At 61.3% G+C, this 11,479-nt stretch carries 9 protein-coding genes and 1 pseudogene; 1 reads left to right on the top strand and 9 read right to left on the bottom strand.

Features of this window, described 5'->3' with window-relative positions; translation table 11 throughout:
• Positions 1-159: 159 nt before the first annotated feature.
• The 9 genes from betA to DYI37_RS19475 form a co-directional block, all read right to left on the bottom strand.
• Positions 160-1,842, bottom strand: coding sequence for a choline dehydrogenase (gene betA / locus DYI37_RS19435; protein WP_116684935.1), 1,683 nt, complete (start codon positions 1,840-1,842; stop codon positions 160-162).
• 3 nt (positions 1,843-1,845) lie between these two features.
• Complete coding sequence (gene betB, locus DYI37_RS19440) at positions 1,846-3,309, bottom strand: betaine-aldehyde dehydrogenase (RefSeq protein ID WP_116684936.1); 1,464 nt, start codon at positions 3,307-3,309, stop codon at positions 1,846-1,848.
• Positions 3,310-3,355: 46 nt separating this feature from the next.
• Positions 3,356-4,543, bottom strand: coding sequence for a BCCT family transporter (locus DYI37_RS19445; protein WP_116684937.1), 1,188 nt, complete (start codon positions 4,541-4,543; stop codon positions 3,356-3,358).
• Between the two features lie 89 nt (positions 4,544-4,632).
• Positions 4,633-5,457, bottom strand: a complete 825-nt coding sequence (locus DYI37_RS19450; protein WP_116684938.1) for a 5'-nucleotidase, lipoprotein e(P4) family — start codon at positions 5,455-5,457, stop codon at positions 4,633-4,635.
• Positions 5,458-5,725: 268 nt separating this feature from the next.
• Positions 5,726-6,442, bottom strand: a complete 717-nt coding sequence (locus DYI37_RS19455) for an HAD family hydrolase (RefSeq protein ID WP_116684939.1) — start codon at positions 6,440-6,442, stop codon at positions 5,726-5,728.
• Complete coding sequence (locus tag DYI37_RS19460; RefSeq protein ID WP_116684940.1) at positions 6,439-8,103, bottom strand: ABC transporter permease subunit; 1,665 nt, start codon at positions 8,101-8,103, stop codon at positions 6,439-6,441. Before DYI37_RS19460 ends, DYI37_RS19455 begins: the two co-directional genes overlap by 4 nt.
• On the bottom strand, positions 8,100-9,152 hold the full coding sequence (locus DYI37_RS19465; RefSeq protein WP_199520223.1) for an ABC transporter ATP-binding protein: 1,053 nt from the start codon (positions 9,150-9,152) through the stop codon (positions 8,100-8,102). Before DYI37_RS19465 ends, DYI37_RS19460 begins: the two co-directional genes overlap by 4 nt.
• A 73-nt stretch (positions 9,153-9,225) precedes the next feature.
• On the bottom strand, positions 9,226-10,239 hold the full coding sequence (locus DYI37_RS19470; RefSeq protein ID WP_116684942.1) for an extracellular solute-binding protein: 1,014 nt from the start codon (positions 10,237-10,239) through the stop codon (positions 9,226-9,228).
• Between the two features lie 109 nt (positions 10,240-10,348).
• Positions 10,349-11,110 (bottom strand): DeoR/GlpR family DNA-binding transcription regulator, encoded by a 762-nt coding sequence (locus tag DYI37_RS19475; protein ID WP_158555238.1) that lies wholly within the window; start codon positions 11,108-11,110, stop codon positions 10,349-10,351.
• Between the two features lie 232 nt (positions 11,111-11,342).
• Here DYI37_RS19475 and DYI37_RS19480 point away from each other — a divergent pair.
• A pseudogene (locus DYI37_RS19480) lies at positions 11,343-11,479 on the top strand (IS6 family transposase); the annotation flags it as partial.

Below are 11,479 nucleotides of genomic sequence, written 5' to 3' on the forward strand. Positions count from 1 at the left end.
CTTCGACTGCCGCTTCAGCTTCTCGGCGATCGTGTTCAGGATCATGGCAAGGCTCTCCGTCTATGAGAGCGCGAGAATCAGTGGATAGGGTCAACCCAGCGTTAAGCGGCCAAACTTTGCAACACGCTCATTTCTCCGGAACGTAGTGCTGATCGAAAGTCAGCGATCGCTTTCTTTCCAGCGCGGGTTGATCCATGGCTCGGCTTCATCGCGCGGCAGGGTTCGTCCGAGAATATGATCGGCGGCCTTTTCACCGGTCATGATGGAGGGACCGTTGAGGTTGCCGTTGGTGATGCGCGGGAAGATGGACGAGTCCACCACCCGCAGAGCTTCGACGCCGATGACACGGCATTCCGGATCGACGACGGCGTGAGGGTCATCCACAGCGCCCATGCGGCAGGTGCCGCAAGGATGATAGGCGCTTTCGGCCTCGTCGCGGATGAATTCGTCGATTTCCTCATCTGACTGGACATTCTCGCCCGGCTGGATTTCCTTGCCGCGATATTCGTCGAAGGCCTTCTGGCCGAAGATTTCGCGGGTGAGCCGTACGCAGTGACGGAAGTCCACCCAGTCCTCTTCGGTCGACATGTAGTTGAAGAAGATTTTTGGCGCTTGTGAAGGATCGGCGCTGTTCAGCGAGATCCGGCCACGCGAGGGCGAGCGCATCGGGCCGACATGGGCCTGATAGCCATGGCCTTCCGCCGCCGCCTTGCCGTCGTATCGTACCGCCATGGGTAGGAAGTGATACTGGATGTCGGGATATTCGACGCCCGCCCGTGAGCGTACGAAGCCAGCGCTCTCGAACTGATTGGACGCGCCGAGACCGGTCTTGGCGATGGTCCATTCCGCACCGGCATAGCCTTTGCCGAAGAGGTTCCAGTGCTTGTAGAGCGTAATCGGCTGGATGCAGGCCTGCTGGATGTAAAGCTCCAGATGGTCCTGCAGATTGCCGCCGACACCGGGCCGATCGGCAATCACTTCGATGCCGTGCTCTCGGAGATGCTCCGCCGGGCCGATGCCGGACAGCATCAGGATCTTTGGGGAGTTGATGGTTGAGGCCGACACGATGACTTCGCGGTTCGCCTTCACGAAACCGTCTGCGCCGCCCTTCGTCACCTCGACGCCGACCGCGCGGCCGTTCTCGATCCGCACCCGGTTGGCGAAGCACTGAATAAGCTCGAAGTTGTCGCGCTTCATGGCGGGGCGCAGATAAGCGTTGGCGGTGGACCAGCGACGGCCTTCCCAGACCGTTTGTTCCATCGGTCCGAAGCCCTCCTGCTTCTCGCCGTTGTAGTCGTCCGTCGCCTCGAACCCTGCTTCTATTCCGGCGTCGACGAAGGCCTTGAACAGGGGATTGGTGCGCGAGCCGCGACCGACGTGAAGGGGACCATCCTTGCCGCGCCATTCCGGATCGCCGCCATGGCCGCCATCATGCCAGTGTTCCAGCCGCTTGTAGTAGGGCAGGACGTCGGCGTAGCTCCAGCCCGTGGCGCCGGCTTCTTCCCAGTTGTCGAAGTCCTTGGCATGGCCACGCACATAGACCATGCCATTGATCGAGGACGAGCCGCCGATGACCTTGCCGCGCGGGCATGCAAGCCTGCGGTTGTTCAAATGCGGCTCCGGCTCGGATTTGAAGCCCCAATCGTAGCGGCTCATGTTCATGGGATATGAGAGCGCACCCGGCATCTGGATGAACGGCCCGATATCCGTGCCGCCATATTCGAGCACGATGACCGAATGCTCGCCGCTCTCAGACAGACGATAGGCGAGGGCGGCACCCGCCGAGCCCGACCCGATGATGACGTAATCCGCCTCGGCGAGAATGGTTTGGTTGTTCGACATGGCTCAGTACGGGCTTTCGACAGGGCCCATCCCGACATGCACGGTCTTGAGCTGTGAATAGAATTCCATCGCTGCCTTCCCGTTCTCGCGGCCAAGGCCAGACTTCTTGACGCCGCCAAAGGGCACTTCGACCGGGGTCAGGTTGTAGGTGTTGATCCAGCAGATGCCGGCCTGCAGCTTTTTCGCGACCCGGTGACCGCGTGTGAGATCGTTGGTGAAGACGCCGGCGGCGAGACCGAACGGCGTGCTGTTGGCGCGCGACAGCGCTTCTTCTTCGGTCTCAAACGGAAAGACGGACATGACCGGCCCAAAAATCTCCTCGCGCGCGATCGTCATCTCGTCGGTGACATCCGCATAGACCGTCGGCTCGACATAGGCGCCATTGGCGAACTTTTCGCTACTCGGGATGCCGCCTCCGACGACGAGACGCGCGCCCTCGTTTTCCGCGCTCTTCAGATAGCCCTTCACCTTTTCAAGCTGGGCGAAGGAGACCATGGGTCCGATCTGGGTTTCAGGATCAAGCGGGTCGCCCAGCTTGATCGCCTTCGTGCGCTCTGCAAGGCGTTCGAGGAAGGTCTCGTAGATGCCGCGCTGGACGAAGACCCGCGTTCCGTTCGAACAGATCTGGCCGGTCGAATAGAAATTGCCGAGCATCGCGCCGGAAATCGCGTCTTCGAGGCTTGCATCGTCGAAGACCAGGATCGGCGATTTGCCGCCAAGTTCCATGGTCACGTGGCGCATGCCTTCGGCGGCCGCCGCATAGACCTTCGGTCCGGTTTCGACCGAGCCGGTGAGCGAAACCTTCGCGCAGAGGTCGTGTGTGGTCAGTGCCGCGCCCACCTTGCCGAAGCCCTGGACCACGTTGAAAAGTCCGGCTGGCGCGCCCGCTTCATGCACGATCTCGGCCACCTTGAGGGCGCAGAGCGGCGTCATTTCGGAGGGCTTGAAGACCATCGCATTGCCGCAGGCAAGGGCCGGAGCGGCCTTCCAGCAGGCGATCTGGGTCGGGTAGTTCCACGCGCCGATCCCGACGCAGACGCCCAGAGGTTCGCGGACCGTATAGACGAAGTCCGCTCCAAGCGGCACGCTCTCACCCGAAAGCGTCGCTGCAATCGAAGCGAACCATTCCAGCGCGTCCGCGCCAGAGGTCGCATCGGCGACGATCGTCTCCTGGATGGGCTTGCCGGTGTCGAGGGTCTCGAGCTCCGACAGCGCCTCGTTGCGTTCGCGGATGATGTCGGCCGCCCTGCGGAGCACGCGGGAGCGCTGAACAGGCGTCCATTCCGCCCATTCGGCTTGCGCCTTCGCGGCAGACGTCATCGCCTGTTCGATGATTGCGGGTGTGGCCGCGTGGAGCTTCGCGATCGTCTCGCCGGTCGCCGAATAGACGCACTCGAAGGTCTCGCCGTTCTTGTCTTCAACATAGGCGCCGTCGATGAAGTGGCTGGCTTTTGGCTGGGCTCTCATGAAATAGTCTTCAACTCTTATGTCTTGGTGTCGGGTCAGCGCGCTCTTACAGGTCGAGAGCGGCTTTCTTGTAGGCGCCCTTTGGGTTCGAGAGGACATGGGGCGCTTTCAGGGTGATGAAGGCGATGACCAAGACGTAGAGGGCGATGACGATCGCGCCGATCCATTCGATCTGGAGCCATTGGCTCTTGAACATCAGCGTCAGGATGAAAAGCGCCACGGTGTTGCCGGCGACGTAGGGCCACTTGCCGAAGCGCTCCGCGGTGAGGTTCAAATTGTCGGTGTAGAGCCGGATCAGGGAGTCCAGCGAGTTGATGACGAAGGTCGTTCCGACGATGACCATCGCGATATTGACGAGGCCGTCGGCTTCGAGGTCGCTCAGGAAGAAGAAGTAGAGCACCGTGAACCAGATCGCGAGCGGGAGCGATGGGATGACCATCAGCGCTACAAGCAAGTGCTGCACCTTGATGCCGCCCACGAACCGCGAGGTGAACTGGCCGATCATGACCGACCACGCGAACCACCAGAACAGGTAGAACTCATGATAGTCGGTGATCGGCAGGACGAAGCGGTGGAGGTTGCCGAAATAGCCGCCGAGGTTCGAGGCCGTCTTGCCGAACTCGGTGAAGGACATGCCGGAATAGACCCACATGCCGACGATCAACAGGCCGAACATCATGGTCGAGCCGATCGACAGAACTTTCACGTAGCTGATGTCGGTGGAGGAGTAGGATGCCGCGAGGATTACCGCGAAGACGATGACGTAGAACGTCGCCACGACGCCCTGGCCGTCCGCAATATTGGGCAGATAGTCGGGCAGATAGACGAGAAAGAGAGAGGCCGTGAATGCGCAGGTCGTCACGATGACGATGTTGTTCACGATGCGCACGAAAGGCCTTTCGAAGAATTTCAGCTTCGGCTCGATCGCGCAGAAATAGAAGGCCGTCAGGAAGTAGAACGCCCAGATCAGGAAGCCCCAAAACCCGAATTCCAGCGCTAGCGGATTGGTGAAGGCATAGGCCGGATTGGCCTGCGTGTCGGCATAAAGCGGGAAGTCGTAGGCCAGCGGGAACATGATCAGCCCGACGTCGAGGCCGGAGGTGAACAGGATGGCGATGAAGACGTAGAGCGGCATCGGCTGCGGTCCGATCAGGCGGAAGTTCCACCAGCGGATCGTGCAGAAGACGACGAGAGCTAACGCCAGGAGAACGCCGAACGAGATCAGATATATCATCAATTGTCATTCCGTCGTGTTCGAGAAAGAGACGTCATTCTAAATAACCGCGCTGCATTCGTCTGACATTTTCAGAACGATCATAAGAATCACTTCGTCGGGACAAGCGTAAGGGCGCGCCCGCAGGGATGTTCGATGCCTGCGGGCACGCCACGTCTTGTTTCGTAATCCTCGAACATCGGCTCGGCATCCCAGCCGTCAAGTTCGCTCTCGTTCCAGTCGCCGTAAGCCGCGTTCGGGAAGATGATCCATTTTTCCCCGAACTGCTTCCTGTTCTCGGCCACGACCTCCCGGCGCTGAGTCAGGGAGTCGATTTCGAAAAGCATGTCGAAATCATGTAGCGTATCGCCGAGCAGCAGCACGATCTCGTGGTTCCGAGACACGAAGTCGCGGCGCTCCGGCTTGCTGGGCCCGAGGAGGAGAACGTTCTCCGCGCTCACCTGTGGAAGTTTCAATTCGTTCAAGGTCGCCAGCGTCGACTCCAGCTGATCATCGGTCCGGTCAGAGATGTAGCGGATCGCGATACCGGTCTCGTTGGCATGCTCGAGGAAGGCCTTCGCGCCGGATATCAGGCTCGGATGACCCTCGCGCTCCCAGTGCCGCCAGGTGTCCCAGTGATCGTACCGATGGCAGTTACGCAGATCGCGCACCAGAAGAGGCGTGTTGTCGATGACGGTTTCGTCGAGATCGAGAACCACGGCCAGCGAAGACGGGTCGGCGATACCTTCGACGGCCTCGTCGACGCGCAGGGTCGCAAAATTATAGGCCTGGTATTGCAATGCATTTACTTCGGCAGAACTCTGTTGATAGCGTATAGCCGCGTCGAATTTTGTAATCGAGCAGTCTATGTTGACTCTATCGGCTCCCTGCCTACCCGACTCTTGCGCAAAAGCGCTTGTCGTGGCCGAAAAAATAGTGAAAGTGCGATATTTTTGATCATCAAGGACTCCGTTTAACTGTTCGCTTTCCTGAGAGAAGTTCGTCTAAAGAATCATCATATACTTTCCACCGCTCATGCGCATAGCAACAGTTTGCTCAGAAAAATTGTGCGGTGTGTTAGGCAGAGGAAGTTTGTCACGGGAAATTTGCCGCCTGAAGACCGCTGCCGCGGGCCTGAGCACGGAGAAGGCTGGATCGCTCGAGGGCTCGCAGGATCCCCGAGACATGTTGTCGTGACGGGCTTCAGACATCGACAAGCAGGCGATCCAGCTCGCCGATATGGTCGATGCAGAGGTCACAATTGTCAGTCAGCGTTTCGCGTGTTCCGGTTCCGGAGAGGACGGCGATCCTAAGGATGGCGCCGCCGGCCCGGCCCATTTCCATGTCGTGAAGATTGTCGCCGACGACGGCGATGTTTGCGGGAGCGATCGCGACGGCGGTCGCGAAAGCCGTGAGCATTCCCCCGGACGGTTTGACGCCGTATCCGCTGTCGTAGCCGGCGACGAAATCGACATGGGGTGCCATCCCCGTGCGTTCGGCGAACCGACGGATCGCCCGCTCGCCGTCCATGCTGGCGATCCCGAGGCGAAGACCGGACGCGGAGAGCCGCCCGAACAGCGCGGGCAGGTCCGTCACCGGGACTGCCTCATCGGCGCCTTCGAGGAATAGCGCGTCGAGCCTGGAGACGAGGGTTTCCTGGTCGGGCGGCGCTCCGGCCTGGCGCCAAGCCTCCGCGATCTCCCGCGTATTGCCGGAACCGAGGAGGGAGTCGGCCCGCGTGATACCGGTCGCCGCGTCCATGCCGCCGAGTTTGAGGAGATGCGCGGCGAGGTCCGCATCGCCCGCCGCCGCGAGCAGCGCCGCGCGCCGGTTGATCGGTCCCCAACTGCGATGATAGTCGAGAAGCGTGCCATCCTTGTCGAACAGGATCGCGCGAATGGTGGGAGGGAGTGCGTTCATCTGATCAGGGCCACGTGGCGGTTGCCGGTCAGGATTAGGAGACCGCGCACCAAAGCGAGGCACAGAACGACCACGGCCATGATGCAGATGGAAAAGGCGGCGGCCTGATTGATCGCGCCGCGGTCCGACAGTTGCAGAACCGAGACCGAAGCCATCTGCGTCGACGGGGTGATGAGGAAGATAATCGCGGACAGCGTCACCATGGTTCGCATGAAGTAGAAGACCCACATCCCGATCATGGTCGGCCACAGAAGCGGCAGCGTGATCTTGAACAGGGTGGTCAGCCGGCTTCCCCCCAGCATGGTCGAGGCCTCGTCGAAGGTTTTTCCGATCTGGCCGAGGCTGGTCGAGGCGGTGAGATAGGCGTTGGCGAAGTTGTAGTATGTGATCATGACGACCAGCAGCGTCAGCGTGCCGTAGAGGAATCCGAGCGGGTTGGCCGGGTCGTTGAAGGTGACGAGATACCCGAGGCCGAGCACCATGCCGGGCACGGCCGAGGGCAGGATCGAGAGGAAGCCGATCGGCCCGCTGAGAGCCGTGCGGAACCGGTTGGCGACGAGGGCGGCGAGCGTCGACAGGACGACGCCAATGGTGGCGGCCGAGGCCGAAACGATGAGGCTGTTCTTGAAGGGCGCGAGACCGTTCTGCACGTCGAAGTGATAGTGCCGCAACGAGAACGCCATGTTGTAGGGCCACAGCTGCGTGAAGCTCGCGATCAGCACGATGAGCGGGACGCTGAGAATCACCGCGACGAGACCGTAGACGAACAGGCTCCAGCAAAGATCGCGCATCGGCGAAGGCTCGATTGTCAGGGGTCGCGCCCCGTCGGTGATGATCGCGTGAGTCCGCCCGCTCAAGGTGTTGTTGAGCAGCTTGGTGACGATTGCTGGAACGAGCAGCACGATGCCGATCACCGCGCCGAGCCCGAACTGGGCCTGGCCGATCACCTGATTGTACATCTCGGTCGCGAGCACACTGAAATCGCCGCCGATCACGATCGGGTTGCCGAAATCGGTAACAACGAGGGTGAAGGCGATGAAGCAGGCGCTGACGAGCCCGAAGCGCGTTGCCGGAAGGGTCGCGTCCTTGAAGATGCGCAGCGGCCCGGCGCCGAGTGCTTCGGCGCTGTCGTAGATGCGCGCGTCGGCCACGGCGAGCGCCGCGGACAGGATCAGGAAGGCGTAGGGGAAGGCGTAGAGCGAACTCGCGATGACGACGCCCCAGAAACCGTAGATGTCGATGTCGAAACCGAGGAAGCGGTTCAGGAAGCCGTTGCGGCCGAGAAGCAGGACCAGGCCCTGTGCCTGCACCAGCGAAGGCGCGAAGAGGGGCACGAGGCAGGCGATGCGCAGGAACGGTTTCAGCGGCACCGCCGTGCGCTGCAGCGCATAGGCATAGCCATAGGCGAGCGAAACGACGATGACGGTCGAAAGACCGGCCATGGCGAGGCTGTTGACGGTGAGGTCCCAGAAGCGCGCGCTGCCGAAGGTCTGGGTGAAATTCTGAAGGCCGAGACCGTCGGGCGTCTCGAAGCCGCGAACCAGGATGCTCGCGAGCGGCACGACCAGGAAGACGACGAAGGGCACGGCGACAATCAGGGTGAGACACCAGCCGACCGCCGCGTCGCTCGTCGCCCGGCCCCGTGGAGCGAGCGTGGTCATGGCAACACCTTCAGGGCATGCGACGGCAGGCGGAGCGATAGGCCGTCGCCAAGCTTCGGGATGTCGCAGGCACCGTGAAGCTCAAGCGTCAGGACCGTATCCTTCTGGGCGTCGGGAGCGACCTCGATGCGGGTGAGATTGCCGAGGAAGGTGACCGCCCTGACTTCGCCGGGCACGACGTTGCGAGGAGCGTTGGCCCCATGCGACGAAGCGACTTCGATCGCTTCAGGCCGGATGCCGAGACTGCGGATGTCGCCCTGTCCCGGATCGGCCTCGTCGACGTCGAGGATCGTGTTCGAGAAATGAAAGCCAGAGCCGTTACGGGTGACCGGCAGGACGTTCATGTGACCGATGAACCCGGCGACAAAGGCGCTGGCGGGTCGGGTGTAGAGATCGCGCGGATGGCCAATCTGCTCGATCTTCCCGCCGTTCAGAACCACAATCGTGTCGGCCATGGCGAGGGCTTCGTCCTGGTCGTGGGTGACCATGACGGTGGTGATGCCGAGCCGCTGCTGAAGCGAGCGGATCTCTTGGCGCAATGTGTCGCGGACCTTGGCGTCGAGGGCCGAGAGCGGCTCGTCGAGGAGAAGAAGCGACGGGTTCGGTGCAAGAGCGCGGGCAAGCGCGACGCGCTGCTGCTGGCCACCGGACATCTCGCTCGGCAGCTTGCGGGCCTGATCGGCGAGACCGACGAGGTCGAGCATCTCGCAGGCCCGCTTCTGTCGCTCGCTCTTCGACCAGCCGCGGCATTCCAGTCCGTAGCCGACATTACGCTGCGCGCTCATGTTGGGAAATAGGGAATAGGACTGGAAGACCACGCCAAAATTGCGTTTGCGCGCCGGCACGCCGGACATGTCGACCCCGCCGAGCCGCACGGCCCCTGTGTCGGCCTGTTCGAGGCCGGCGATGATCCGCAGGAGGGTGGTCTTGCCACAACCCGAGGGGCCGAGGAAGCAGACGAACGCGCCTTCCTCCACTTCGAAGGAGACGTGATCGACGGCTTTCACCTCGCCGAAAGTCTTTACCAAATCATCAATTGCCAGTGTCAAGATCGACGTTCCTCGGCTGGGCGGGTGAATCCGGCCGCTATATCGGCGACCGGACAGGTTCCATCGGTCGCGCTCAGCGTTCGAACTTCTTCTGCCACTCGCTGGTGATCTGGTCTCGGTCGTCGGCCGCTGCTTGGAAGTCGACGTCGTAGAGGACCGAGCCGATATCGGCGGGAAGGCCCGCATCGACGAAGTTCTGGGGCATCTTGCCGCCGGGAATCGTAACGATGGCCTTCCAGTCGTAATAGACGTCGGCCGCCGCCTGGCTCACCGTCCAATCGAGAAATTTCTTCGCCATTTCCTTATTTTCCGAAGTGGCGACGAGGCCGTTGGCTTCCAGCTCGTTGCCGGCACCCTCGGAGGGGACGACCATCGCGATCGGATAGCCTTCCTCGATATTTTTGATCGCACGAAGGGCGAAGGAGGCACCGATCGCGTATTCGCCCGCCGACGCCATGTTGCAAGGGCGGGACCCCGATTTGATGTACTGGGCGACGTTCTCGTCGAGCTTGTCGAGATAGGCCCAGCCTTCCTCGTCACCCATCATCTGCAGAAGCGAATCGATCTGGATGTAGCCGGTACCGGAGCTTGCCGGGTTCGGCATGACGATCTCGCCCTTGTAGGCCGGCTTGGCAAGATCCGCCCAGGACGTCGGCATTGGCAGGCCCGCGCCCTCAAGGCGAGGCTTGTTCACGCAGAAGGCGGCCATGTAGCCGGTGACCGCCGTCCAGCGGTTCTCGTCGTCGACGAAGCGCTGAGGCACATTGTCGACCCCCTGCGGCGCATAGGACTCCAGCGTATCAAGAATCTCCGGGCTGATCATCGAGGTCAGCGCGAAGCCCCAGAGCACGTCATGGCGAGGGTTATTCTTTTCGGCGATGATGCGCGCGGCGAGATCGCCGGTAGAGAGTCTAAGCAGGTTGACCTCCAGATCGGGAATCGCCTTCTTAGCCGCCTCCAGGAATGCGTTCGCCTCGTCTTCCTCGTAGGCGGTGTAGACGGTGATTGGCTCGGCATAGGCTGCCGCTGAACCGAGCAGTGAGGCGACCAAAACGGTCGATAGCGAGATGTGCATTCTGCGTTTCATGAGAGTCTCCGTAAATGTCACATGCCGACATCGGCACGATCGAAAATGTTGCCTCTCGATAAGAAACGTCATTTTTGTAGCTATTGCAACATTTATCCCAAAAAAATATCTACACTTTGTGCAGGGTAAATCTGCTGCCTAAATTTTGGGCTGGAAAGCGGAAGCTCGGTTCCGCATCCGTCACCAGGGCGGTTACCTCCGTTAAACTGCCGAGCCGGACATTCGCCGAGCGGCCGAACTTACTGGAGTCCGCGGCCAGAACCACCGCCTGTGAGCGGGCGAACGCCGCCCGGACGGTCGCGACCTCGCTGAGATCGTCGTCTTCGAGATCGCCGTTCTCGCGAATGCCGCTCACGCTGAAGATCGCGAGGTCGAACCGGAAGCGCGCCAGAAACTCGGTCACCTTGTCGCTGCGAAGGCTGCCGTCGTGGTTGCGCACGTAGCCACCGGGAACGGCAACGGTGAAGTCTGTCTGATCGGCGAGGATCAGCGCCGCACGCAGACTATAGGTGACGATCCTCAGTCCCGGTCGACGGGTGAGTGCGTGCGCGACCGCTTCGCAGGTCGACCCGGCGTCGAGGAAAACCGAGGCGCCCTCCGGCGTCATTTCCGCGATCTTTTCGGCGATGCGCCGCTTGGCTTCCACGCGGCTCTGTCGACGCAAACTGTAGGTCTGTGAGTCGATAGGGCCGGCCAGCGCAGCCCCGCCATGATAGGGCTTCACGGTGCGCTTGGCGGCCAGGTCGGCGATATCACGGCGAATGGTCTGCGTCGTGACGTGGAAATGCTCGCTCAATTCCTCGATTGAGCGATATCCGGAAACCGCCAGGATCGCCAATATCTCATCCTGACGCAGCGCCTTCTTCTTCAATGTCTCCGTCCTGTCCTCGGGCTTGTCGAAAGTCTGTCTGATGAGCGTTTCAGCAGCGACAGGCAATCCCTTCGACGCTTAAACGGCTGAGACGTCTCGCGCGAAACCACGCTACGCCGATTTTGCCGCTGCGCGATAAAAATGGTGCCATCGGCCGCGAATGTTCACATTCGCTGAAGATTGCGGGCCAAACGCGGCTTTTGCGACTTGCGCACAAAGTTGCGACAGGCCCCAGGCGGTCACCTGGTATCTGCGCTACCCGCTGAGCTACCGCGATCTCGAGGAGATGTTTGCCGAGCGCGGCTTCGCGGTCGATCATTCGACGATCAATCGCTGGGTTCTCGCCTACGCGCCGCTGATCGAGAAGCG

The sequence above is a fragment of the Fulvimarina endophytica genome (genome assembly GCF_003403015.1).
GTDB classification, from domain to species: domain Bacteria; phylum Pseudomonadota; class Alphaproteobacteria; order Rhizobiales; family Rhizobiaceae; genus Fulvimarina; species Fulvimarina endophytica.